Origin of the sequence: Pseudomonas sp. S30, assembly GCF_016518545.1 — a bacterium.
In the GTDB taxonomy this organism is placed as follows: domain Bacteria; phylum Pseudomonadota; class Gammaproteobacteria; order Pseudomonadales; family Pseudomonadaceae; genus Aquipseudomonas.
Genome location: NZ_JACVTO010000005.1, coordinates 173,856 through 200,195, shown reverse-complemented (window position 1 = coordinate 200,195; position 26,340 = coordinate 173,856). Strand labels below are relative to the sequence as shown.

Below are 26,340 nucleotides of genomic sequence, written 5' to 3'. Positions count from 1 at the left end.
GGAAAGGGAAAGCCCATGAACACTGCATACGAACATGTGCTGCGTGTCGTGCTGGAAGAACTGGCGCTCTGCGCCGGATTGCAGGCCGTCGATGCACACCAGCGGCTCGGAAGCCTGGGTCTGGATTCAATCACCATTACCGATTTGGTGAGCACCCTCGAACGGCGTCTGGATCGTGAACTCGAGCCAACGATATTCTGGCGTTATGCAACGCCTGAGCAGTTATGTCGACACTTGTGCGACGACTCCCCCGTTGTTATTCCATTGCAGGATCCCAGACCCGCATCGGCGCAGTGTCCGATAGCGATCACCGGTCTCGCCTGCTGTTTTCCGCACGCAGCTGACAGTCACGAGTTCTGGCGATTGCTGATTCAGGGCCAGCGAAGCGTGGGTCCGGTCGGCACCGATCATTTCAATGAGCGCTTGCAGAGCCCGTGGAACGTCGATGAAAAAGAGGTAGCAGGTTTCATCAGTCACCCCGGTGACTTCGATGCACAAAGATTCGGCCTCACTGCTCACGAGGCGAGCCAGATGGATCCGCAGCAGCGTCTGATGCTGACCCTCACCTGGGCAGCGTTGGAGCAGGCGGCGATGCCACCGGCGTCGCTTCGCGGGCAGCGCGGTGGGGTTTTCATCGGTGCCATGTGGTGCGATTTCGCACACCACATCACTCCCCAACAGATGACGGCGCATAGCGCGACCGGTCTGGATACCAGCATCCTGTCCGCGCGAATCTCTTTCTGTCTGGGCCTCAGCGGCCCCAGCATGACCGTCAATACGGCGTGCTCCTCCTCACTGGTCGCCCTGCATCTGGCTTGCCAGGCCCTGAAACAGGGGGAGTGCGACTTCGCTGTGGTCGGAGGTGTGAACCTTATGCTGGCGGCGCAGAGCTTCATGGCGATGCGTCAATTCGGTGGGCTATCGGCGACCGCCACCTGCCACACCTTCGATGCTGCCGCCGATGGCTATGTGCGCGCCGAAGGGGCCGGGGTCGTGATCGTGCGCAGGCTACCTGATGCCCTTGTCCAGGCGGCGCCGATCTGGGGGGTCGTGCGATCCTCCGTGGTCAATAACAACGGCTTCCATGCAAGCCTGACAGCACCTTCTTTCCAGGCCCAGCAGGCACTGCTGGATGAAACGCTGCAGCGGGCAGGGGTGACGCCCGATCAGGTTGAGTTCGTCGAGGCGCACGGTACGGGCACCGCTATGGGGGATCCGATAGAAGTCACCGCGATCGCTGCTGCCTACTGTCCGCGCGGTGTGTCGCGCTCGCCCTTGTTGATCGGGTCGGTAAAGACGAACATCGGCCACAGCGAGGCGGCGGCGGGCATGGCTGGCTTGATCAAGGTCCTGCTGGCGTTACAGCACGGGACGATACCTGCGCATTTGAATTATACGACGCCTAATCCAGCGATCGATTGGGCTCAGCTCGATGTGCAACCGGTCGTGCAAAACACACCATGGCGGTCGAGGCGCCCGTTGGCGGGTGTCAGCTCCTTCGGTTTTGGCGGCACCAACGCCCATGTGATCATCGATCGGCAATGGCCGGCTACGCAGGAGTCGCCGCCGCACCCCGACACCCTGGTAGTGAAGGCAGCGAGATCGATCGACGACGGTGCACTGCTGGTGTTTTCCGGCCAGGGGGATCAGTGGCAAGGAATGGGCCTGCACCTCGCGCGACTCGACCCAGTATTTCGTCAGACCATCGCTGACTGCGACAGGGTATTCGCAACACTGGCGGGCTGGTCGCTGGCAGAGCGGCTGTACGATGACCTGGAAGACTTCACTTCGGTCGAAGTCGCTTGGCCTTGTCATTTCGCTGTGCAAGTCGCGCTGGCACGCGTCTGGATCCGAAAGGGGCTCAAACCCACGGCCGTAGTGGGCCATAGTATCGGCGAGGCCGCCGCTGCTCATATCGCCGGTATGTTGAGCCTTCACGATGCGCTGGTGGTGATCCTCGCCCAGGCGCGCTGGGCCGCCACGCAACCTGGGGCAATGGCGTTGCTGGATCTTGGCTGGTCACAGACAGAAGAACTGCTGACCCGCCTTGATGTGGAGGCGTATCCGGCCATTCAGCACGCTGGACAGGAAACGGTCATTTCCGGGAGCGAACAGGCCCTGGCCGCCGTGCAGCGTCACTGTCATGAGCACCAAGTGCGTGTGCGCCAGATTCAGACCCGCGTTGGCGTTCATGCCGCTCGCGTTGAACAGGGCTATGGCGACCTGACGCAGGCGATGCAAGACATCGTGCCTTGCCCGGCAAGGATTCCGGTGTATGGGGCCAGCGCCACGGGCGCTGTGTTGCGAACCCCTGGTCGTGCGCACTGGGATGAGGCAGTGGCTCTACCGCTGCGATGGTTCGACGCTCTGTGTAGCGTACTGCAACGAACCAGCGGCGTGGTGGTGGAGATATCCAGTCACCCAGTGCTGCAATCCAGCTTGCAAGCCGCAATGCTGCAAGCCGACTGGCATCGAGGTCTGTGGATCAGTTCACGCCGAGGCGGCAGCGATGCCTGCGCGATGGACCTGGCGCTGGCCGATGGAGCGTCGGCGCAACAGCCAGATCTGCCTCGAGCCTATCCGCTGTTGTTGTCCGGGTATGGGCGTGAAGCACTCCGACAGCGAGCCACGAGCATCCTGAAGTGGTTGCAGGACAACCCGGAGCTTAGCTTGAGCGAATGCTCCCAGGCATTATGCAGCGCCATCAGTCACGAGCGTTTCCGGGTCGCGACGGTGATCACTGATCGCCAGCAGGCTATCGATTGGCTGCGCGAGCTGGATACGGCTGAAGTGCAATCTTGCACGCTCGATCACGCCGTGCTCGACATCACTCATCAATGCCTCCTGAGCCACGCACAGTGCGATGAGCTGAGCGTTTTCGAGGAATTCTCCACGGCCCGTCAGCGCGTGTTGCAGGTGGCCGAGCAAGCGCAGATCAGTGGAGACTGGTTGGACAGTCTGGCGCTGGCTATTGGGTGCGTGGCGCTGCTGCGTGCCAATGGCATGCTCATGAGTGGTTATCGAATGGCTTCGCTGTCAGGAAAGATTCCCGACCTGGAGTTGTCGCGCAGTGCCGTGCAGGCGCTCCTGCGCGCTGCGCAGAATTTGAATGAACAGACATGGCAGGCACAGTGCATCGCCGGTGGCGAGCCTGGGTTCGTGCGGCTCGAAGGCTTGCAAGACCTGACTGCGCACCAGCTGCGGGCGCACTTGATGGTTCGTGGCTTTCTCGCTGGAGCCCTGATGCCGCCCAGGGCAATGCTGTCGCAACCGCCTCTGGCATTGCCGGTGGTGTACGGCTCTGCGCGAGCCGCTCCCGGGGCCGTGCAGACTCACAGACTGAACTGGCAGCCGGCTTGCGAAGAGGTATCCGCCGCGCCTCGTACCGACCGCTTGCTGGTGCTTTGCAACTCTCAAGCCTTCAATGCCGTTGCCAGCGACTACTTGCCGGGAAGTCAGCTGTCCAGTTTCGGTGCTGATGACTCGCCAGATTTCTCGGCTCTCGCCAAGGGTTTCGCCAACGAGAGCGTCGAGCACGTGATCATGCTGCTTGAGCCTGATCAAGACCTTCAATACCTGGTCAGGGATCTGCTGGCTACGTTGCGGTTCGTCGATCGTTTATCAAGTCAAGGCGTGACGCTCCATGTCTTTACCGTCGGCGCATACCGTATCGGCGAGGGCGATACCGTTTGGCCTGAATCCACGTTGCTGTGGGGAGTGCTGCGTACGGCGCTCCTGGAGTTTGAACAGCTGCGCCTGTGTGTTTGCGATCTGCCGCACCTGGACCGGCAATCCCCTGAGTTCGCCCAGTGGGCCATCGCCATGCAGGCCAGTGTGGCGCAGCCACTCACGCAGTCCGCCTGGCGAGCCCAACAGCGCTATATCCCCACATTGCAGGCCGCGGAACCGCCGCCTGATCGCGTGCCATCACGGTCCTCAGATACACGGGGCTATCACCTGATCACCGGCGGGCTCGGGGCTCTGGGTCAGGCGCTGCTGGAGCAGTTGATCGACCAGGGCGAGACGCGCTTCGTGCTAATCGGCAGACAGCCGGCTTCGGAGCCTGTCGCCCAGGCTCTGCAGCGTTGGCGTGAGCAGGGAAACTACATCGTCGTGGAATGTCTGGATGTCAGTGATGCGCAGGCCTTGGATGCGGCAGTGCAACGCAATGCCTCGACACTTGGCCCGCTGACCCGCATAAGTCATCTTGCTGGCACCCTCGAGGCCAGCCCCCTGCAAAGCGTAGATGGCAGGACGTTGCTTCTACAGATGCGTGGCAAGCAGCAAGGTGCGTGGAATCTACACCGTTTGAGTGAGCACTGGCCGATAGAGGCCTTCGTCCTGATCTCCTCGGTCTCGAGCCTCTTCGGCTTCCCCGGTCACGCCAGCTACGCCGCTGCGAACGCCTATCTCGACGGCTTGGCGGACTACCGTCGAGGCCTGGGCTTGCCTGGCATTAGCGTGCGATTCGGGCCTTTCCAGGGCAACGGTTTGCTGGCGAACGGACAAGTCTTCGGCCATCTCCCCGCCATGACCCTTCTGGAAGGCTTGCAGGCCTTGCGCGACTGCCCCGGGACAGAGCTCGATCCAACGATCATGAAGTACCGAGGACCCATGGCGCTCGGGCGAAATCTGACGCCGCCGTCGAGGCCCGTCGTTTTGAGACAGGATGCACAGGACCGGCACGGACAGTTAGCCGATGTCGTGCGGCGGTATGTCGCCGCATTGCTCCAACAGCCCATCGAGAGCATTCCAGATGACGCGCCTTTGAGCGACCTGGGCATCAGTTCATTGCTGGGTGTGGAAATTCGAAATCGCCTGCAAACCGAGCTGGAGGTGCGTATGCCAGCAACCGTTCTCTGGAACTACCCGACGGTCAACGCACTGGCCAGCTATCTGGAATCACTCTTGTGGCCCGCTGACAATGACGATGCGCATACGACGGTCAGCGAGGTCGGCGCAGATGAGGATGACGACGCATTGATGGCCGAACTACTCAAGGAATTGGCCACCATTCAGGAAAAATTCAATGGAGCGAACTTCTGATGGAACGAGCCACGAAATCCGAAACCGCCTCGGCTCTGCAACGTGCGTTGGTGAGTGTGCGTGAGCTGAAACTGGCACTGCAGCGCAGAGACGAGCCCATCGCTGTGGTCGGAGCCGCATGCCGATTGCCGGGGGCTCAATCCCTGGAAGCTTTATGGACATTGCTGACCGAGCGGGGCGATGCCATCCAGGAAGTTCCCCCTGAGCGCTGGAATAACGGTGACCTTTACGATCCCGATCCGCTCGCGCCTGGAAAGGTAAGCACTCGTTGGGCCGGGTTGATCGATGAAACTGCTTTCGATGCGGCGTTCTTTGGAATCACCGATACCGAAGCTGAGCACATGGATCCGCAGCAACGGGTATTTCTCGAGGTCGCTTGGGAGGCATTGGCTCATGCCGGACAAGAGCGGCATGACGTACAAGGGAGTCGCACTGGTGTCTACGTGGGTGTCGTCAACTACAACGACGGCTATGCCCGCCGGCTGTTCAGCAACGTGGATCGCATCAACGCATTCAGCGGCCCAGGGGTCTCCAACAGCGTGTTGGCCGGAAGAGTATCGTACCTGCTGGACCTGAAAGGACCTTCGCTGGTCGTCGATACCGCCTGTTCGTCATCCCTGGTGGCCGTACATCAGGCCTGTTCGAGCTTGCGCAACAACGAATGCGATCAGGCCATTGCAGGCGGCGTCAATCTGGTACTGGGACCGGAGTTCACCATTGCCACCTCCCGTATGGGTCTGATGGCTGCGGACGGCCGCTGCAAGCCCTTCGATGAGCGTGCCGATGGGATCGTGCGTAGCGACGGGTGCGGCGCTGTGGTACTCAAGCGGCTGAGTGACGCCCAGCGTGACGGCGACAGGGTCCTGGCAGTGATCGAGGCCACGGCGCTGAATCAGGACGGTCGGACCAACGGCATGACCGCGCCCAATGGATTGTCACAGCAGGCGCTCCTGCGTGATCTGCTCGCCCGTGCGGGAGCCCATGCCGACCAGCTGGGTTATGTGGAGGCTCACGGGACCGGTACGCGCCTGGGCGATCCCATCGAAGTGGGCGCTTTGGTGAATGTCCTGGGAACCAGACCCGTGGACGCACCTTGTCTGATCGGTTCGGTAAAAGGCAACATCGGTCACTGCGAGGCCGCCGCAGGCATCGCTTCGCTGATCAAATCCGTTCTGTGCCTTCATCATCGATATGTGCCGGGTCAGGCTGACCTGCAAACGGTCAACTCCCATATCGAGTCATCGCCCAGTGTCAGCTTTGTGCGCTCTGGCCGCCCCTGGCCGGAGCGCGACGGGGAGCCGCTACTCGGTTTGGTCAGTTCATTCGGCTGGTCAGGCACTAACGCCCAAGTGCTGCTTCGCGCCGGGTCACACCGCCAGGCTAACGCGATAAACGTCTATCGCCTGGCAGCCGATACTCCAGAAACTCTGACAATGGCAGTAAAGGCTGTACAGGCTCGATTACAGACCGTACCGCCCGAGCAACGCGTGAGTTGCCCTGCCGGCAGCGTGAGCGGCACGGTTCGCAAGGCATTCAATGCGAGCAGCGCAGGAGTCATGCTCAAGGAGATGGAACGTTGGTTGAACAAGCCTTCGGTGGGCGTGCCCGGCCGAAAGATCGCGCTGCTTTTTTCAGGCCAGGGCAGCCAGTGGCCGGGGATGGTGGATGAGCTTCTGAGCCGCGATGCTGAATTCAGACGCAGCCTCGAGCAAAGTCAGGCGATCCTTCGCAAGCTGGATGGGTGGGAACTGCTGCCGAGCATTGCTGCCGGGAGCGGAACCGATCTGGCGCAGACCCGTTGGGCCCAGCCCTGTATCGTCGCGATCCAATTGGCCCTGTTCGATATGCTCGTTTCCTGGGGGATAAAGCCGTCAGCGGTGTCGGGGCATAGCGTCGGTGAGCTTTCGGCAGCCTGTTGCGCAGGTATCCTGACCCGGGAGCAGGTACTCCAGGCCGCTGTGGCGCGCGGCAAATGCATGTCGACGTTGCACGATCACGGTCGAATGTATGCTGTGCTGGCCGAGCAACACATCGTCGAAGACTTGCTCGCGGGCGATGAGGGCGGATGCATTTCGGCCTGCAACAGCCCAGGGGCCAGTATCGTTTCGGTATCACAGGCCGCTGCGGCCGTGTTCGAGCAACGCTGTCAGCAGGCCGCAATCGAGCCTATCGTGGTCAATGCCCACTATGCTTTTCATTGTCCGCTGCTTGAGCCGCTGAGCGCTGACCTGGAGCGGGCATTCGATGAGTTGCGGCATTCCCCGGCCCATATGCAGTTCCAGTCCTCGAGTCATTTTGGGGATGACGTCACGGTGCCGACAGATGCCGGTTACTGGGTGCGCAACGCGCTTCGTCCCGTACGCTTCGACCGCGCCCTGAACCAACTGGCTGAGTCAGGGTGCGACACCTTCATCGAGCTGGGTCCGCACAGCTCGCTGGTGCAGCATGTTCAACGCTGTCTCGGGAGCAAAGTCGCCAATCTCAGGGTCTGGCCAGTGCTCAATAGACACAAACCCTTGCAACAGACACTGGATACGCTCTGGGCCGGTTTGTTCGAGGCTGGGCAGGATCTGCCAATGCTCACGTCGTCCACGCAGCCTTCGCCGGCCTGGTCGCACACCCGTTTCGCGTTACCAGCTTACAGCCATGCGCACGACTCATTCAGCGGTCAGTCCCGCGAATCGATCGAATTTGCCGTCGTATGGCGAGGGGAGTCCTTGCTGGCCGACCATCGGATCTTCGACAGGATCGTGGTGCCTGGTGCGATGCATCTGGCCACCTTGGTCAGCCAAGCGCTCTGCGAGCGTCACATGCCGGCAGTCCGTGTGTCGGACATCCGCTTCTTCCAGCCGCTGTTGATCGAGCCAGGTCAAAGCTGTCCAGTGGAATTCGAATGGCGCGGCGACCAGGGTGCACAGCGCTATCAGTTCACTGTCCACGCCAACCCGGCGGCGGGCCGGATGATGCTTTCGGGCGGTACCCTGCAGGCCGTCGAACCCTCGGCCCTGGCCAGTCCAGACCCTCTGGGACGAAGCCGCGCCGGCAGCGAGGTCGATGCCCTTGAGTTCTATCACACCGTGCAAGAGGCCGGATTGCAACTGGGGCCACTGTTCAGGCGGATCACTTCGATTGCGCATGACCCTGCCGGTCACTGTCTTCGCGTCGATCTGCAAGCGCCGAGCATGGTTGCGCGTGACATGCAGCTGGCCTTGGACCCTGGCGTGCTGGACGCCTGCTTCCAGGCATTGTATGCAGGCTACCTGCAGCGCAGCCCGGGCCTTGAGCTGTACATTCCGCTGGCGGTTGATGAGTTGATCCTGCTCCGTCCCGTTCAGACACGACTGACCGCGACGGTCATGTTGACCACCACCGAGTTCGACCAGGACATTCAGGTCCTGAGAGGGGACATCGATCTTCACGATGCCGACGGCCTGGCTGTCGGCTGGTTGCGTAACGTCCAGCTCAAGCGTGCCACTCGTCAATCCTTGCGCTCGTCGGATGCGGCGAGAGATCCGCAAGCCTGGAGGTTGGAGTGGCGAGCTTGCAGTGTCGCCACGCCGCCTTCGCAGTCGATCAACCATGTCGTGCGTGGTGCGCAACCGACGGTCCAGCTGTTGCGTGAGGCTCTGATACGAGCAGGTGACGGGGTATCCGACGTGGTTGGCGATATCACCGAGCGAAGCGCTTGCGTTCAATGGATCGTCATCGACGAAGCATGCCCACTCGCCGCAGAGGACCCAACGCGGTCAGTGGTCGAGCAGTTGATGCGGTTGCGTGAAGTCTGCCTGGAGATCGACCAGTCGGGCGTCCAACGTCCACGGCTATGCCTGATCACTCGAGCGCCGGAGTCCGAACGCCACTCAGCCTCGGTGGCAGCCGCCAGTCTCGCCATGCTACGGGTCATCGCCAGCGAGTATCCCGGTATCCGATGTCACGCTGTCGAGCTACCCGCATCCTGGCCTCCAGCCGTTCAGACAATGGACCTCCTCCTGCCCGTATTGAGAGCTGGCGACCCGTGCAAGGTTCATCGGATCGCCAACGGCGTGTTGTACGAGCAAGCGGTGCGTGCCACGCGCGGGCAGCCGCAGCAGGCGTTGGCCGTGGAGGAGGCGGCACGCTACCTGGTCACCGGCGGCTTCGGCCAGACAGGTACGGCGGTGATGCAGCGCTTGATCGAGCAGGGTGCCAGGCATATCAGCCTCATGGGTCGAGGTCGACCCGAGGCGCCGCTGCTCGAGCTCGTTGCGTCCCTCAAGGAACAAGGTGTGAATGTGCATCTTTTTCAAGGCGATGTGGGTAATCGCACCGATGTCGAGGCATTGATGCGCCAGGTCGCCCGCAGGGGCCAGCCACTAAAGGGCATCGTTCATTTGGCGGGTGTCGTGGAGGATAGGCTGATAGCGCGTTTGCAGGCAGAAACGATTGAAGCGGTACTGGCGCCGAAAGTCTCCGGTACGCTCAATCTGCTGGAGGCCGCACAGGCTTCAAGGCCCACCTGGTTCGTCATGTGCTCTTCACTGTCGGCTCACATCGGCCTGCCGGGCCAGGCGGCCTACGCGGCTGCCAACGCTTGCGCCGAAGCGCTGGCGGGTCTGCATGCGCACACCGTCCGCACCTTGCGGGTAGTGGCTTGGGGGCCCTGGGCCGGAGGCATGACTGCTCGCCTGGAAGAACGGCATCGTCAGCGCATGGCCACTGATGGACTTGGCCTGATGACCCAGGCGCAGGTACTGGACTGGATGATGGCGAGCAGCGATGAGGACGGTAGCGAGATTGTCGCCAGCCTTCAGCCAGGGGCGCTGGAGCGTTTGCTGGGTTTGTCTCGATCAAGGGCCAAGACTCTGGACCCCTCCAGCGCACCCAGTGTGACGTTGACGGGAGGGCAAGAGGCGATGCGAGCCACGCTCAGACAGCTGGTCGTCGATGAGCTGAGCACGCTGACCCGCCATAGTCAGGTGGATCCAGATACGGATCTGGCTGAGCTGGCGCTTGATTCCCTGGGGGCCGTGGCGATCGTGCAACGCTTGCGCCAGAGAACCGGCAAGGCGCTCCCCATCACCGCTTTCTTCGACAGTCGCATCGTCGATGACGTGGTCGAGAAGCTTCTGGCAAGTGCTTGAGTTGGCATTAACTCTGACAAGGAAGTGGGTAACGCTCATGTATGAAACCATAGACCCTTCGGTCCGCGCGACGCCTCAGGAACAGGCACAGTGGCTGATTGCAAGGTTGAATCCGCAGGACATCCGCTACAACATCGGCCTGGCGATCGCCGTGTATGCGCCGTTGCAGCATCAGGCTCTGGGCTTTGCCTGGCAACGTCTGCTGGCGGCACACCCGATCCTGCGTACACGCTACTCAGGATGCGATGACCTGGCGATACCCGCTACTGTCCAACTCGGCGGGTGCGAGCTGGATGTCCAGGCGCTGGGCGGCTCGGACGAACTGGAGAAGCAGCAGCACGTACAGCGATGGTTTGATCGGCCGTTCGATATTGCCAAGGGTGACGTGGTGCGGCTGGGTTGCTTCCAGGATCCTGAGGGCTGGAGCGTGCTGGTGCTGAGCGCGCATCATATCGTCGCCGACTTCACCTCATTGGGGTTGATGTTCGACGAGCTGGAGTCGCTCTATCTGGTCGAAGTCGAAGAGGAGTCGTCGGGCTGGCGGGTCGCTGGCCTGCCTTTCTCGGACTATCGCTGTGAAGTTCAGGAACAAGCGGTGGAGTCCGGTGACCAAGTGCAGGCCGAGTGGCATCGATACTTGCAGCCCGTTCCAACGCCCCTGCGGTGGGCCAGTCACTGGGCAGAGGGTGCACGTGCCGGCGCCAGTCACTACCTGACGATCGAGGGCACACGGTTGCAGGGCTTGAGGGCCCTGGCCAGTCGGACCAACGCTTCGCTCTACACCGTCATGCTGGTGAGTTGGGCGCAAGCGGTATCCGACATTACCCACGAAGACGAAGTCGTGATTGGAATGCCGATGTCGATGCGTGATGACCGTTACGCGCAGACGCTGGGCAGTCTATTCAATGTCCTGCCTCAGCGAGTCCGATCGTCTTCAGCATTATCGGAGCGGATCCAGCGAGCGCGAGGCGATCTGCATCGAGCCCTTGGGCTACGATCGTTCGATCTCTCGCAGGCGTTGGGTGCCTTGCCCATCGCTCGACCGCACGGGCGTAACCCGCTGTTTCAAACAACCGTGAACATGTTGGGGCAGACACTACAGTCGCGCTGGCTTGCGCTGCACATGGCGGCCCCTGATGCACGCCAGCGATGGGCCGGACTCGACGTGGGACCCTGGCGGTTGAACCAGCAGCAGGGTCAGGTGGACATCGCTCTCGAGTTCATCGACGCCATCGACGCGCTGCGTGTGGTCATCAAGGGAGATGACCGAATCTTTTCGACTACCGGCCTAGTGCGATTCACCGAACACTGGCTGGCCTGCGTCGATGGGATAGTCGGTGAGACCTTCCAGGGGCGTTCGCTTCAGCCCATGGATATCGATCAGGATTGCAACCGTGTGCCTGGACCGATCAATGCCGTGCCCTGTACGCACGTCTCGTTCGAGTCGCTGGTCAGTTGGTTCGATAGCCGCTGCCAGGATCACCCCGACTCCCCGGCCCTTCGTGAAGGCGCCCATACGCTGGACTGGCGCGCGCTTCAGCGCTGCAGCCTGAAGCTTGCCCAGGGGCTGCTGGATAGCGGAGCACAGGCTGGGCATCGTATCGGTATCTACCTGGGCTCAGGCGCCGATGCGATCATCGCCATGCTCGCCATCATGCGCATCGGTGCCTCGTACGTTCCTCTGGACCCCGACTTGCCCATAGAGCGACTGCTGCGGATCATCGAGCAGGCCGAGATCGACACGGTCGTCTGCGAGGCGTCGTCACCGGCCCAGTTCGATCGAGTGCGAAGGTGCGATCCGAGCATCGCTAGAGGGGGGGCTGAAACCGAGGAACTCGCACTCTTCGACTTCAGCAGCGCCGATGCTCGGGCCTACAGCGTATTCACGTCTGGTTCGACGGGTGCCCCAAAGGGCATCGATGTTCGGCAGCGTAACGTCGTGGCGCTGCTCGAGTCGATGTTCCGCGCGCTGGACATGCTTCCAGGCCAGATCTGGAGCTGGACTCATGCCGCGAGCTTCGACTTGTCGATCTGGGAAATCTGGGGTGCATTGTGCTCCGGAGGCTGTCTTGTAGTGGTGCCCCGCGCGGTCAGGGCGCTCCCGGAACAGCTATGGGCTCTGCTGCAAGACGAAGGCGTCAATATCATCACGCAGACGCCGTCGGGCCTGCGTCAGCTGGTCCCTGTGATCAATTCCCGCCCATCGCTGAGCGATGCCAGGCATTGGGTGATATGCGGAGAGGCGCTGACAGGCGCAGTTGCCCGCGACATGATCCGCGACGACTGGGAGGTGTGGAATCTGTATGGCCCTGCTGAAACCACGGTATTCGCCAGTATCCAGAAAGTCGACGCTGAGTCTGCCGAGCACGCAGTGGTACCGATCGGCAAACCCCTGGACCTGGCAACGCTGTATGTGCTGGATGAGACGGCCACTTCACCTGCGGCAAGCGTTGGAGAAATCGTCGTGGGAGGGGCAGGGGTCTCGCTGGGGTACATCGGCCTGGAGTCGTTGAATGGGGAACGTTTTATCCAAGACCCCTATCGCAGTGCGCAAACGGCCTATAGAACGGGCGATCTAGGCTATTGGGATGGCCAGAGAATATGCTTCGTGGGTCGCGTGGACGAGCAGATCAAATTCAATGGGTACCGTATCGAGCCTGCTGAAGTGGAACGCTGCCTGGAGCGACTGGCACCGGTCAAGCAAGCTGCAGTACTCGTCGAACAGGGCGAGCATCCACGTCTGGTTGCTCTGTTGCAATGGCACCAAGGCGTCGAGCCGCTCGATGAGCGCGCCGTCCGTACCCATTTGCGTCAGTACTTGCCTGACTACATGCAGCCCACCCGCTTGCTGCATGCGCCAAGCCTGCCCCTCAATCGTCACGCCAAGTTGGATCGCAGTGCCCTTGCCGGCCTTGCCTCTGAGCTGACTGCGCTCAGCGCTTCAGGCGTATGTCCCTCCGCAGGCTGGCATAGACGCATTCAGGACATTCTTTGCGATGTGTTCGAGCGCGATCAGGTCGACTTGGACACACCGTATTTCGAGCTGGGTGGCAATTCCATGACGTTGCTGCGGATGCACGCCCAGTTGGAGGCCTATCCAGAGGCCCAACACCTGCGACCTTCGGACCTGTTCCGACTCGTGACTGGACGCATGCTCGCCGACGAATTGCAACACTACGGCCAGGCCGAGGAGCGGAGCGTGAGTTCATCCCACCACAGACGCGAGAACGTCCTGCGCCATCGTCGAGCCAATCGATCCGTGTATGGAGGAGCGGGCAATGAGTGATCAATCGATCGCGGTGATCGGCATGAGTTGCCGCTTGCCTGGCGCACGTGACCCCAGAACGCTGTGGCGTAATTTACTCGCAGCAAAAATATGCTCCACCCGCTATGACGTTGCACACCTGCGTGACCTCGGCGTAAGTGAGGCGTTGCTGGAAGATCCTCGCTTCGTACCCGTGGATGCTCGTATGGCCGATGCCGACCGGTTCGATGCAGCGTTCTTCGGTATCAGTATCAGGGAAGCCCAGTTGCTCGATCCGCAGCAGCGGCTGCTGCTGGAGTGCGCATGGGAGCTGACGCAGACCAGTGGCCTGGGCAATGCGCTTGGGCGGCCCTGCATCGGCCTGTTCGCCGGTGCATCGATGAATACCTACCTCACCAACGTGATCCGTGGCCACTGTGATCTGACGACCGCTGGCGGCACGGAGCTCATGCTGACCAACGACAAGGACTACATGTGCGCCCGAGTCGCCTACCGGCTGGGTTTCGAAGGGCCTTGCATGGCGGTGCAGACTGGATGCTCTTCTTCATTGAGCGCGGTACACCTGGCGGTCAATAGCCTTCTTCTGGGTGAGTGCGAGGTCGCCTTCGCCGGTGGTGTTTCCTTCCATGCACCGGCTCAGCCTGGTTACCTGTACCAGCCCGATCTCATGTTCTCCCAGGACGGCAGCTGCAGGCCCTTCGATGCCCAGGCCAGTGGCACCTTCTTCGGCGATGGCGTCGCGCTGGTCGCATTGCGGCCGTTGGACCAAGCCTTGCGTGCCGGCGATGAGATTCATGCCGTGATCACCGCGTCGGTGGCCAACAACGATGGCAGTGCTCGAGCCGGGTTCACGGCGCCAAGCGTCGAAGGTCAGCGCCGGCTGATCATGGAGGCGCAGGCGCTGGCTCAAGTCTCGGCCGATTCCATCGGCATGATCGAGGCGCACGGCACTGGAACACGGTTGGGCGATCCGGTCGAGTTCGATGCGCTGTGTCGCGCATTCGCTGAAACAACCGACCGGCGTCAATTCTGTGCGCTGGGTTCGATCAAGGCGAACGTAGGCCATCTCGCCGCCGCCGCAGGCGTCGCTGGCCTGACAAAAGCGGTTCTGGCGCTGGGCAGCGACCATATCGCGCCGCATCCAAGCTTTACCCGTGCCAATCCAGCCTGCGATTTGCAGTCGAGCCCCTTCGTCATCAACACTCAGCCAATGCCGTGGGCCAAGGGCTGCACGCGCCGTGCTGGGGTCAGCGCTTTCGGCGCAGGCGGCAGCAATGTCCACCTGATCGTCGAACAGGCGCCTGTGCGCAGCATGCGCGTCGCCGTGGGCGAGCCCGGGCCCCAGGCCGTCGTGCTCAGCGGCCGGGATGAAGAGGACGTTCATTGGATGGCCGCTGCCCTCGCGGATCATCTTCGAGAGAACGTCGGGGCAGACCTGCAACAGATTGCCAAGGTATTGGCGGTCGGGCGTAGTGCTCTCAACTGGCGCACCTCGATGTATGTCGACGATTGCGCGCAGCTGGCCAAGCAGCTCGAGGCCCGCAGCTACGCTGTTTCACCCAGACAGCGACTGCCTGACGAGGTCGACGTCCGGCTCGACGAAGCGCTGTATGCAACGCTTGAGCGCGAGCCGGGTTTTCAACGTTACGTCCATGGGGGCCATGCCGACGAGACACCTGGCGATCATGGCCATTGTGCGCAGGCGATGCGTCAATGGTTGCGGCTATTGTTGCCTGGCCAGACACTGGTCTTCGCCGAGCCCGAGGTGTCGGCCCGCGTGCCTGTTGCGCTTGACCCAGCCAATCGAGCAACCAGCGTTGCCTTCCAACTGGATCTGCGCGAGCAATCGCTGCGTGCATGGCTTGGCCGCTTCTGGGCAATGGGTGCGGAGGTGGACTGGAGTCGTCTGGAGGATGAGCCGACGACCCCGCACTGCCCGTTGCCGTTGCCACCCTTGCGCCCAGTGCGTTGCTGGTACGACTCCGACCAGCCCGTGCAAGCGTCGGAGCAGGCGTGCTCGCAGGCAGTGACTGCGCGCAGTACGCAGCACGACCCGGTGCACGTGTATGTGGAAAACTGGCAACGGCTGGGCCTTTTACAGGGCTTGAGTCCTGTGCCGTGCGTAACGCCATTCGCACTCTGCGCGAGCGATCCAGCACTGCGCGACGCCTTGATCGATCAGTTGCATCGCTTGGGCTGTAGAGGTGCCGGTGCCGATGAGCGCGTTGCCGACAAGCTGGTCTGGCTGCTTGACGACGACAAGGCAGACAGTGGGCCTGAGCTGGCCTGGTGGCTGTGCGAGCAGGTGCAGAGCCTGGTGAAGCGGGCCCGTCCGAGCATCGAACTGGTGCTTGTGGGCAGCGGCTTCGTCGATCCGTGGGGGGCAGGCAACGTCCAATCGGGACCGAGCGCTGCACTGGCGTGCGTGGCCGCGCTGGCTCATGAGCATCCTACGGTATCGATAAAGATCGTCGACCTGGCGCAGATGCAGGACAACCCTGGGTCGCCCGGCAAGCTGTTGGGACAAGTGCTCGAGCGGCTGGATGCGTTGCCGGCGTTGTGTGCGATACGGGCGAGCAGCGTGTGGGTGCGACGACACGACGAGTTGTCGGGATCGATCAATGCTCGTGCGGTCCGGCCAGTCGGGACCTGCCTGGTGACCGGTGGTCTAGGCACCGTCGGCTTCGCGATGGCGCATTACCTGGCCAGTAGACAGGGTTATGACCTTATCGTCCTGCAGCGCGCCTGCCACGATGCCGAGCGCTTGGGACTTCGCCGGCAAAGGTTGCTCGCGCTGCAAGCTACGGGTGTGAAAGTGACCTCGGTAGAGGCCGACATCAGCGACCGCCAGCAGATTCACGGGGTGCTTGAGCAACTTCGCAGGGACGGTATTCAAGCCAACGCCTTCATTCATGCCGCCGGGGCCTCGGGCAATGCTACCCAGCACTGGCTCATGCGCTCTGAGCGACAACAGTGGCAGTTACTGATGCAGCCTAAGTGGGAAGGCGCGCGCTGGCTCGACGAGTGGTTCGAGGGAACTGAGTTACGCTTTGGCTGCTTCATTTCTTCCTTGGCGGTCCTGGCGGGCGGGCTTGGCCTGGGTCCCTACGCAGCAGCCAATGAGGCCTGTGCCTGGTGGGCCAGCCGCCGTCGCGACAAGAGCCCTTACTTCAGTATCGACTGGGAGGGTCTGGAGGGCTGGCAGCACAGTGAGGGCTTGCGCTATGCCCCGGATCGAGGCGCAGGCCTCTCGACGGTTCAGGTCGAAACCGCACTGGATCGCATCTTCGCCAGCATCGAGCGCCATTCGCGCTTCATCGTCTCCGATAGGCCGCTGCCCCAGCGCCTGGCCAGCCCAGCGTTGCGTGTGGATGCAGGCGAGGCGAGCGCTGTCTGCGATCTGCGCGCCATGAGTGAGCTATGGCAGCAAGTGCTGCGCTGTCCTGTGCAGGCGTGTGACAACTTCTTCGACCTGGGCGGCGACTCGCTAGTGGGGGCTGAGCTGATTCGCAGAACGAACGCTCGATTCCATGTCGGTCTGGCGATGGTCGATCTCTTCGAGTTCTCCAGTCCCGATGCGCTCGCCAAGCACGTTGCGACCTTGCAAGCAGAGGAAAGCGAACAATGAACGCACTGACGCATTATCGAGAAGACATTGCCGTGGTCAGCATGACGGGCCGCTTCCCAGGTGCCGACGATTGTGACGCGCTGTGGCAATCGATCTGCGAAGGCAAGGAGCTGCTGCAAACCTACCCTGCCATCACGCCGCAGCCCGACGGATGGGTGCCCAGAGGAGCGTATTTGAGCGATGCCGAAAGTTTCGATCATGCCCAGTTCCGTTACACCCCCCGCGAGGCCTCGCGCATGGACCCCCAGCAGCGTCTGTGTCTGGTCCTTTGTCGAGCAGCCCTGAATCAGGCTGGCTATCGTTCCGGCGCAGAATTGGACGCTTGCGCAGTCTTCGTCGGGACCCGTGCCGACACCTGGCATGATCAATACCCGGCGAATGATCACAGCGCCTCCGATGCCATGCTGACCCTGGGGGGGCGTAGCAGCGACGCCATGGCTACTCGCGTCGCTTATAAACTCGATTGCAGAGGGCCTGCGGTCAATATCGCAAACTTCTGCTCTGGATCCTTGCTGGCGGTTCACATGGCGTGCAACAGCCTGTACCTCGGGGAATGCGACATGGCCCTTGCCGGAGGCGTTTGTGTGCGGTACCCGGCGCATGTGGGTTACCGCTATAACGAAGGGGGCATCTTATCGGCGACCGGCAAAGTTCGACCCTTCGATCAGCGCGCTGACGGCACGGTATTTGCCGATGCGGCAGGGTTCGTCGGGCTGCGGCGACTGAGCGACGCGTTGCGTGACGGTAATCCGTTGCTCGGGGTGATCAAAGGCTCTGCCGTCAACAACGACGGCTTGGAGAAGGCCGGGTACACCGCTCCGAACGTCAAGGCACAAGAGGCTGTGATCAACGCTGCATTGACCCGGGCGGGCGTGAGCGCGGGGCAGGTCGGCCTGCTCGAGGCACACGGTACTGGGACAGCGGTAGGCGATGCTGTCGAGCTGAGGGCCCTTTCACGCGTGTTCGATGCCGTCGCTCCGCGCAGTTGTGCACTCGGCGCACTGAAAGCCAACCTGGGGCATACCGACTGCGCCTCGGGAATAAGCGGCCTCATAAAGGCGCTCCAGGCCGTGCGCTTGGGAGTCCTTCCTGCAAGCACCCATTGCGAGCAGCCCTGCGCGGCACTGCTTGATCCATTATCGCCATTCGACATCACCGCTCACAGCCGGCCATGGCCAAAGGTCGCAGAGCAGCGGCTGGCCGGAGTCAGTTCCTTTGGCATCGGCGGCACCAACGTACACGTCATTGTGGGCGGGGTGTCTTCGTCCACCCATCCTGGCTAGATCATCGTCCTATTAATCATTCGTCACTCAAGGAGAGAGTCAATCATGCAAAGTACGCAGAGCAGGGAACAGGAATTGGTGGAAGTCTTTGCGCAAGCTTTCGGCCTTCCTGCCGACGAGCTCGACATGGACGCCCCATTGACCGAAATCGGCGCGGATTCATTGCAGTTGTTCGAGGTGCTGGCGCCGATCCAGCATCAGTTCGGGGTGAAGCTGTCGGTGAAGCAATTCTTCGCCGAGCTGCAGACCATCCGGCAATTGCACGACCATCTGCAGGCCCAGGCCCCAGGTCAGGCTGCCAAGGGCTTCAACTGGATGCGGCGCAGTGCCGATCCTGTCGAGTCGCAGGCTCGCCAGCGTTACCTCGATGAGTTGGTGCCACGGTATGTCCAGCGTACGGGCCAGTCCAAGCTCCATGCCGAGCAGGTTCGCCAGCGGATCGCCGATAGTCGTTCGGGTATCGGGTTCAAAGGGTCGACCAAGGAGATGCTGTATCCGCTGGTGTGCACCGAGTTCAGGGACGCCAGGGTCCGTGACCTGGATGGCAATGAGTATGTGGACATGACGATGGGCTTCGGCACGCATCTGTTTGGCCATTCACCTGCATTCATCAATCAGGCGCTGCACGATCAGCTCGAACAGACCTATGGACTGGGCACGCGTAACGCAACGGCATTGGAGGTGGCGCAGCTGATCTGCGAAATAACGGGCATGGAGCGTGTGGCATTCGTCAACAGCGGCACCGAGGCAATCATGAATGCGGTGCGCGCAGCGAGGGCGGCGACGCAGCGCAACCACGTAGTGCTATTTTCCAGCAGTTATCATGGGCACTGGGACGCCGTGCTTGCCAGTGCCGGGCCCTCAGGTATCAGTGCGCCGGTCTCCGTCGGTATTCCCGAGGGCATGGTAGCGGATGTGTCGGTATTCGAATTCGCCTCCCAGGCTGCGCTCGATTTCATCGCGCGACAAGGCGAGCGAATTGCGGCGGTGTTGATCGAGCCAGTACCTACCCGAGATCCGGGGCTGGCGGACCCTCACTACCTTCGAGCGTTGCGCGAAGCGTGTACTGCCAGTGGTGCGCTCTTGGTGTTCGATGAAATCGTTACAGGTTTCCGGGCACATCCAGCGGGCGTGCAGGGGCTCTATGGCATCGAGGCTGACATCGTCACCTATGGCAAGACCATAGGCGGTGGTCTGCCATTAGGCGTTGTGGCCGGGCGTGCCAACACGCTGGACGCCATCGACGGTGGCCTGTGGCGCTACGGTGATGCCAGCTTCCCTGCTGTGGAGCCTACCTTCTTCGGCGGGACATTCTTTCAGCATCCTCTTGCAATGGCCACTGCGCGAGCATCGCTCCAGCAGGTCAGGCTTCTCGGCACAGCGTTCACCGAAAGACTAACCGAGCGTATGCAAGCATTCGCGGGTCGCCTGAATAGGTTGTTCGCCGACTACGGCGTGGCGATCGAAGCACGCAGTTTTGCCTCATTCATGCGGCTGGTGCATCGCGAAAACATGGACCTTCTGTATTACAACCTGCTGTTGCGCAACGTGTACATCTGGGAGTGGCGTTGCTGGTTCATCAGCGCAGCACATGAGGACCGTGATCTGGACCAGGTGTATCAAGCGTTCGTCGACAGCCTCAAGGAGCTGCGGGCGCACGCGATGATCTGATGCATTGTTTCACCTGCCCTTGGGTGCCCAAGGAACCTTATCTTCAACATGGAGCGTTGTCATGCCACTGAACAATCTGAAAGTGTTCATCGGGGGGCCTATCCAGTTCGCCATTCGCCAGGATGGTTTTCACGAACTGCTGAAGGAGACCATCGAACAGGCTACTGAGGCAGTGAGCGCAATGAACGGTCGAGTGCTCTCCGCCCATGCCGCTGAGCGTTTCGGGCTCGATACACCCGCTTTTACCCCTGAACAGGTGTCCAGACGAGACTTTGCCTGGATGCAGGAATGCGATGTATTCATGCCGATTCTACCGGTGCTTTCGGGACAGGATCTGCTGCGCACGGACGGCACGCACATCGAATTGGGTTGGGCCTGCGCCTTGCGCCGTCCAATCGTGCTGGTGACGCAACTGCCGATCGTGGCCAATGCCAGCCATCTGCTCAAAGGGCTCGAACAGATCTGCCGGGTTGAAAAGCTCGACATCGAGGAACTGCGTACCAACCCGTGGCAACTGGCTGGAATCATCGAGGGTTTGCTGGAACGACGTTCACAGTTGGAGCCTGCCTGAAGACCCCTCACCTAACAGGTAATCACGGATGAAGACTACAGTGCATAGCGGAACCTATGAAATTCTGGGCCTGCATTTGAAATCACCCCTGATCGTGGGTTCGGGGCTGCTATCGGATCAGCCCCGGAACATTCGCCAGCTACTGGCCCACGGTGCAGCGGCGGTGGTGACAAAAACCATTTTTCCCGACTGCCAGAAGACGCACGCCGAGCAGATTCATGTGATCGAAACCGGGCTGCTGAACAACACCACGTATTCCAAGCGCTCGGTAGCTGACTGGCTGGTGGTGCTGAGCGAATTCAGGCGGGACGGCTTGCCCGTCATTGCGTCGATTCATGCCAGGACCGCCGAGGCGTTGGGCGAACTGGCGGCTCAAGTGGCGCAGGTCAGTGACTGTCCTCTGGAGTTGGGTATCTCGTGCCTGCATGCCGACGACGTCGATGACGACACTCCCGAGCGTGTCGAAGCCTACGCGCGGGCTGTACGCGGACGAACCACTGCGCCGTTTTCAGTGAAGCTGGCGCTGGGGCCCGGTCTCATCGAGCGGGCTCGCAGCGCGCAACGCGCGGGGGCTCAGGCTATAACGCTGAGTGACTCGCTCAGCGGGCTGGCCTTCGACGAGCAGGGGCAGCGTGTGATGCTCGGCGGTGTATGCGGCTATTCAGGCTCAGGTATCAAGCCGCTGGTGCTGGCGGCCATTCACGACCTGCGTCGTCAGGGATTCGAATTGCCTATCATGGGCTGTGGTGGGGTGGGGAGGGGCCGTGATGTGCACGAATATCTCATGGTCGGCGCGCAAACCGTACAGGTCTACTCTGCGCTGCATCAGGACATGTTCGGCACATTGCAGTCCATCTGCTCAGAGTTTGCCGAACGCTGTGAGACCTCACGTCGCGAGGTGACGGCATGAGTGCGGTGACGCTGTTCAGCGACCTGACCAGCACTCAGGTGCATGAGGCGGTGAGGGGCAAAGTGTTGGTCTGGCCCATTGGCGGACTGGAGCAGCATGGTCCTCACTTGCCACTGAACGTCGATGCCTTGATTCCTCAAGCGTTCGCCGAGGCGTTGAGCGTGGACGTACAGGGGCTGCTGTTGCCGCTACTGCCTATCTCTGTACGGTCTCTACCGCAGAGCGGAGGAGGATTGCAGTTTCCTGGCACCGTGTTCGTCGAGGGTGGAACCTTCATTGACTTCATTGGGCAGACACTGCGTAGCTTGAGTGGGTTGCCCTATCGACAGCTGGTAATCATCAATGGTCATTACGAGAACGAAGGTTTCATTTTCGAGGCGCTGGACCAGATGCGTCAGGGCGGGGCACTGCAGGGACGTTCGGTGCTCGCCTTCAGTTGGTGGAGCATGGTCAGGCCGGAGTGGGTCCAGGAGCATCTGCCAGAGTTCCCGGGTTGGCATGCCGAGCATGCCGGCATCACCGAAACCAGCCTGATGCTGCACTTGCACCCTGAATTGGTGCGCGCAGAACGACCCGACCATGATCGACCTCCCAGGGCCGGTGTCTATCAGTTGCCTTTACGTGATGACGCCAGCAATCAGGGCGTGTTGGCAATGACCTCGACCGCGAGCGCTGAGATTGGCGTTTCGTTGTTCGAGCACGTCCGGGAGCAGATCAAGGTGGGGGTAATGGACGCAAGAGGATGATCGCAAGGCACGCCGGTGGTTAAGCCGGCGTGTCTTCTCAGGTGATGGCCAATGGGGAGTGCAGCGCGGTGAGGTTTTTTTTCAGATGTTCGAGAAAACTCTGCTCCGGTCGTTCGGTAAAGAAGTGATCGCCGTGTACCCGGTCGAGGGTGAATACACCGCGAGTCAGCGTTGACCAAGCAGGCATCATGGCATAGTCGACGATCCGATCCGACGCTCCGTGGTAAGCGAGCATGTCGCAACTGAGCACCGGCCGAGCTTGAAAACGCCACCGACGACACAGGTTCAGATCAGCCCTGAGAATGGGTAAGAAGATGTCTGCAAGTTCCGGATTGCCGAGAACGCTCAGGCAGCCAGGGTTGAAGATACCCAGCCGTTCGATCGCGCTGGCTCTGTCCAGGCCGCTGAGGTCGGGTAGATGGACGCGGTAGTCGGGATGTGCAGTGGAGCAGAGAATCAGGCATTGCGGTTGTACGCAATGTCCTGCCATCTGCAGGTGCTGAGCCAGCTGGAAGGCAATCCACCCGCCCATGCTGGTACCTAGAAGCGCCACCCGGCAGTGGCGAAAAAGCGTTAGCTCATCCATGAGCAGTGTGATGAGCAACTCCATGGTTCCGATCAGAGGAAGTTCGATGTGTTTTCCTCTGCCGGGAAGTTGCACGGCGTGGAAGCAGATGTCATCGGGTAGTCGTGGGTTCCAGCGATTGTAGAAGTCGGCGTTGCCACCCGCGTACGGGAAACACAACACGTTCAACTTATCGGGATCGGGCGGGGTAGTGAATAACATGGGGGCAGGCCTCTTGCGTCCTCGGGCAATCGCTGAGATGAGCCATCAAAGTGTCACCGCTTGTTCAGGTCGCGTAGTGAGCGGCAAGTCCAATGCATACAAGCGAGCCAGATCCAGGCGAAATGTTCTTGGCATCTTGAGTTTGCGGTTCAGATCGTTGGCGGTGACATCCAGGAGCGCGTGCTCCTCGATCAAGTGCATGACTTGACGTCGATTCAAGCACAGCTTGCGCGTGAGGATGTTTATAAGGCGTACAGCGATTCGGTACTCGAACTCGATGGTGATGTCGAGGAGGCTGGAATCGCGATAAGTGTAGGGTGACGGCCCTTTGATTTCATATTCGGGCGAGGGACCCAGTTCGGCCTGATTACGCTTGAGCAGTGGGTAGTCATAGGCGTAACGACGAACTTCATCAAGATTGTTATGAATGAAACGCTGATGCAGTTCTGGATCGATTTTTCCCGTTTTGATGCGCGATAAAACGTCGATGTTCCACGTGTAGTCACACTTCTCACATTTGTAGATATTCCAGACATCAAGGATTTTCTTCTGGGCATTGACGCGGAAGGTGCCAGCGGGGAAAAACAGTTTCTTGATTTCGCAGCAGGGGCAACGTTTGGTGATTGATTGATAGCCGATTGGCGATATCAACCATGTGACATGTCCGTTTGTCATGGATTGATCCTTTGGGTGGAGAGTTAAAGAATATAGCGGTGTTCAGATTTTAATCAAGCAATGGAGGTAAATTGAGGGGCCGAAATACCGAGTAACATGTGTGTAGGCTATATCTTACATATAGGTTATTCGCGAAGTTTGAGTTTGTGTGTCTGTAACAGTTTTCCATGCATTCGGATGGTCTACTGCTTGCGATCCTGCCACACGAGGTATCGCTTACTTGGTATCGACGGTAAGATAGCCATTTTGATCCCTCCAAAACCCATGCCTAACCCCCTGTCTATACTTGAGCAACATTTGCTCACGGTCGCCGTCCCCTCTGAAACCCGCCGCTTGTTCCATGGTCGTGGCCGTTGCTGGCCAGGCCTGGAGCAGATCACGGTGGATTGGGTGCAAGGCGTGCTGCTGGTCGCCCTGTTTCGCGAACCGGCCGCTGCGCAACTGGCAGAACTCGAGTCGATGCTCAATGCCCTTGCCAAATCCCCGCAGTGGACAGGCAGTGCGATCCTGCTGCAGCACCGCTACCTGCCCGACAGTCCAGGCCAATGGTTGATCGGCGAGCCCTGCCAGCAGCGCGAGGTGGTCGAAGACGGCCTGAAGTACCTGCTGGATCTTGGGGTTCGGCGGAACAACGGGCTGTTTCTCGACATGCGCTACGGTCGACGCTGGGTGCGCGAGCAGGCCGCCGGCAAGCGGGTACTGAATCTGTTCGCCTACACCTGCGGGTTCTCCGTCGCGGCGATCGCCGGGGGCGCGCAGCAGGTGGTCAACCTGGACATGGCCAAGTCGGCGCTGTCACGTGGCCGCGAGAATCATCGCCTCAACGGACACGACGCTTCACGTGTCGCCTATCTGGGTCACGAGTTGTTCAAATCCTGGGGCAAGGTGCGCAAGTACGGGCCTTACGACATGATCATCATCGACCCGCCGACCTTCCAGCGGGGCAGCTTCGTGCTGACCCAGGACTACGCCAAGGTTCTGCGGCGCTTGCCCGAGTTGCTCAGTGCTGGAGGGACGGTACTGGCCTGTGTCAACGACCCGGCCATCGGCCCGGATTTTCTCATCGACGGCATGCGCGAGCAGGCGCCGGAACTGCTGTACAGCGAGCGGCTTGAGAACCCGCCGGAGTTTCCCGACGCCGATCCGCAGGGCGGGCTCAAGGCGCTGGTGTTCCGCCGGCAGGCGTGAGCGCGGACGGCTCAGTACTCGGAAAGGGAAAACTCGGTCAGGCAGAAGGTCGGCACGCCCGTGGCTTGCAGGCGGCGCGAGCCCTCGAGCTCGGGCAGGTCGATGATCGCCGCCGCCTCGAACACCTTGGCGCCGGTGCGACGCACCAGGTTCACAGCGGCCAGCAGGGTGCCGCCGGTGGCGATCAGGTCGTCGAAGATCAGCACCGAGTCGCCATCGCACAGGCTGTCGGCATGCACCTCCAGAAACGCTTCGCCGTACTCGGTCTGGTAGCCTTCGGACAACACGTCGGCGGGCAGCTTGCCCTGCTTGCGGAACAGGATCAGCGGCTTGTTCAGCTGGTGGGCGATGATCGAGCCGATCAGAAAGCCCCGGGCGTCCATGGCGCCGATGTGGCTGAAGTCAGCCTCCACATAGCGCTCGATGAACTGATCGGCGACGTAGCGCAACCCACGCGGAGACTGGAACAGCGGCGTGATGTCACGGAAGATCACGCCCGGCTTGGGAAAGTCCACCACCGGGCGGATCAGGGCTTTGAGGTCGAAGGTGTCGCTGTGCATGAGGCGGATATCCTGTGAAAGCAAGCCGGCAGTATACCCCGCGCCGCACGCCTCAGGTGTCCATTGCGCCTCCGGCCAATGCGCACAGCTGGATCGGGTCGAGAATGTGCACTTCCTTGCCCTCGGCCTTGAGCAGGCCATTGTGCTGGAACCGGGTGAACACGCGAGACACGGTTTCCACCGCCAGGCCGAGGTAGTTGCCGATTTCGTTACGCGACATGCTTAGGCGGAACTGGTTGGCCGAATAGCCACGGGCGCGAAAGCGCGCAGACAGATTGACCAGGAAGGTGGCGATGCGCTCGTCGGCGGTTTTTTTCGACAGCAGCAGCATCATCTGCTGGTCGTCGCGGATTTCCCGGCTCATCACCCGCATCAGTTGACGACGCAGCTGTGGCAGCTGCACCGACAGCTCGTCCAGGCGCTCGAAGGGAATTTCGCAGACCGAGGTAGTCTCCTGGGCCTGGGCCGACACCGGATAGGCTTCGGTGTCCATGCCCGAGAGCCCGACCAGCTCGCTGGGCAGATGGAAACCGGTGATCTGTTCTTCGCCGGCGTCGCTCAGGCTGAAGGTCTTCAGCGCACCCGAGCGCACCGCGTACACCGAGCCGAAATTGTCGCCCTGGCGGAACAGGAACTCGCCTTTCTTGAGCGGGCGCCCGCGTTTGACGATCTCGTCCAGTGCGTCCATGTCTTCGAGATTCAGTGACAGGGGCAGGCACAGGGGGGCCAGGCTGCAATCCTTGCAATGGGCCTGACCGTGGGGGCGCAGTTTGACTGGCTCGGACATTTCTTCGATCCTTGTGAAAAAAGCACACATAAGCCGTAAGGTTAACCTACGGGTCGCCTGGAGGCTAGCCGCACTTCTTTGGTGCGGCCGGCGCAAGGCTCTT

14 protein-coding genes are annotated in these 26,340 nt (G+C 61.0%); 10 read left to right on the top strand and 4 right to left on the bottom strand.

What is annotated here, in order from left to right:
- The first annotated feature begins 15 nt into the window (after nt 1-15).
- The 9 genes from IAE34_RS08030 to IAE34_RS07990 are packed head-to-tail and all read left to right on the top strand — an operon-like array spanning nt 16 to nt 22,240.
- Entirely contained in the window at nt 16-5,046 is a 5,031-nt protein-coding gene (locus IAE34_RS08030; RefSeq protein ID WP_200138336.1) for a type I polyketide synthase, read from the top strand.
- Nucleotides 5,046-10,166 (top strand): type I polyketide synthase, encoded by a 5,121-nt coding sequence (locus IAE34_RS08025; RefSeq protein ID WP_200138335.1) that lies wholly within the window; start codon nt 5,046-5,048, stop codon nt 10,164-10,166. The genes IAE34_RS08030 and IAE34_RS08025 overlap by 1 nt, the downstream gene beginning before the upstream one ends.
- Before the next feature lie 37 nt (nt 10,167-10,203).
- Entirely contained in the window at nt 10,204-13,452 is a 3,249-nt protein-coding gene (locus IAE34_RS08020) for a non-ribosomal peptide synthetase (RefSeq protein ID WP_200138334.1), read from the top strand.
- Nucleotides 13,445-17,059, top strand: a complete 3,615-nt coding sequence (locus tag IAE34_RS08015; RefSeq protein ID WP_200138333.1) for a beta-ketoacyl synthase N-terminal-like domain-containing protein — start codon at nt 13,445-13,447, stop codon at nt 17,057-17,059. The genes IAE34_RS08020 and IAE34_RS08015 overlap by 8 nt, the downstream gene beginning before the upstream one ends.
- Entirely contained in the window at nt 17,056-18,342 is a 1,287-nt protein-coding gene (locus IAE34_RS08010; RefSeq protein ID WP_200138332.1) for a beta-ketoacyl [acyl carrier protein] synthase domain-containing protein, read from the top strand. Before IAE34_RS08015 ends, IAE34_RS08010 begins: the two co-directional genes overlap by 4 nt.
- Before the next feature lie 45 nt (nt 18,343-18,387).
- Nucleotides 18,388-20,013, top strand: a complete 1,626-nt coding sequence (locus IAE34_RS08005) for an aminotransferase class III-fold pyridoxal phosphate-dependent enzyme (protein ID WP_200138331.1) — start codon at nt 18,388-18,390, stop codon at nt 20,011-20,013.
- Nucleotides 20,014-20,017: 4 nt separating this feature from the next.
- Nucleotides 20,018-20,584, top strand: coding sequence for a nucleoside 2-deoxyribosyltransferase (locus tag IAE34_RS08000; protein ID WP_200138330.1), 567 nt, complete (start codon nt 20,018-20,020; stop codon nt 20,582-20,584).
- 28 nt (nt 20,585-20,612) lie between these two features.
- The gene (locus IAE34_RS07995) at nt 20,613-21,494 is read left to right on the top strand and encodes a hypothetical protein (protein WP_200138329.1); all 882 of its coding nucleotides are present in this window, start codon (nt 20,613-20,615) and stop codon (nt 21,492-21,494) included.
- Complete coding sequence (locus IAE34_RS07990) at nt 21,491-22,240, top strand: creatininase family protein (protein ID WP_200138328.1); 750 nt, start codon at nt 21,491-21,493, stop codon at nt 22,238-22,240. The genes IAE34_RS07995 and IAE34_RS07990 overlap by 4 nt, the downstream gene beginning before the upstream one ends.
- Nucleotides 22,241-22,277: 37 nt before the next feature.
- Here IAE34_RS07990 and IAE34_RS07985 read toward each other — a convergent pair whose 3' ends face one another.
- Nucleotides 22,278-23,027 carry a thioesterase II family protein gene (locus IAE34_RS07985; RefSeq protein WP_200138327.1) on the bottom strand — a complete coding sequence of 250 codons (750 nt, stop codon included), beginning with the start codon at nt 23,025-23,027 and terminating at the stop codon, nt 22,278-22,280.
- A gap of 45 nt (nt 23,028-23,072) precedes the next feature.
- Nucleotides 23,073-23,702, bottom strand: coding sequence for a DUF1062 domain-containing protein (locus IAE34_RS07980; RefSeq protein WP_200138326.1), 630 nt, complete (start codon nt 23,700-23,702; stop codon nt 23,073-23,075).
- 264 nt (nt 23,703-23,966) lie between these two features.
- Between IAE34_RS07980 and IAE34_RS07975 the strand changes: the two genes are divergently transcribed.
- Nucleotides 23,967-24,890, top strand: a complete 924-nt coding sequence (locus IAE34_RS07975; protein WP_200138325.1) for a class I SAM-dependent methyltransferase — start codon at nt 23,967-23,969, stop codon at nt 24,888-24,890.
- Nucleotides 24,891-24,901: 11 nt separating this feature from the next.
- On the opposite strand, the gene IAE34_RS07970 is transcribed toward IAE34_RS07975, so the two are convergent.
- Both IAE34_RS07970 and fnrA read right to left on the bottom strand, forming a co-directional pair.
- Complete coding sequence (locus IAE34_RS07970) at nt 24,902-25,450, bottom strand: adenine phosphoribosyltransferase (protein WP_200138324.1); 549 nt, start codon at nt 25,448-25,450, stop codon at nt 24,902-24,904.
- A 52-nt stretch (nt 25,451-25,502) separates the two neighbouring features.
- Nucleotides 25,503-26,237, bottom strand: coding sequence for a Crp/Fnr family transcriptional regulator FnrA (gene fnrA, locus IAE34_RS07965; RefSeq protein ID WP_200138323.1), 735 nt, complete (start codon nt 26,235-26,237; stop codon nt 25,503-25,505).
- Nucleotides 26,238-26,340 lie beyond the last annotated feature (103 nt).